This is a genomic window from Mesorhizobium sp. WSM4836, from assembly GCF_055811815.1.
Genome location: NZ_JBVVQF010000118.1, coordinates 1 through 278, shown reverse-complemented (window position 1 = coordinate 278; position 278 = coordinate 1). Strand labels below are relative to the sequence as shown.

1 protein-coding gene is annotated in these 278 nt (G+C 58.6%); it reads right to left on the bottom strand.

What is annotated here, in order from left to right; translation table 11 throughout:
* Positions 1–278, bottom strand: a 278-nt coding sequence (locus AC0L2P_RS32345; protein WP_473507260.1) for an Hsp20 family protein, incomplete at both ends; no start/stop codon positions are given.

The window sequence follows — 278 nt, the reverse complement described above, 5'->3', positions numbered from 1 at the left end:
ACCGTCATGTGATCGGCAAGCTCGAAGCGCCGTGTGAACGGTCGCACCGGAAGGCCGCGATGGAGATATTCCACCTCGTCCTGTTCCTTGCGCTCGCCCGAGACGATTAGAAGGTTCGGCTCGTGGCTAATGTCGAGATCGTTCTCGGAAAAGCCGGCGACGGCGATCCTCACACGATAGGTGTTCTCGTCGCTTCGCTCGATGTCATAAGGCGGCCAGGTTTCGACTGCCTGAGGCGCGTTTTCCAGCAGGGTGAAGATACGGTCGAAACCGATGCT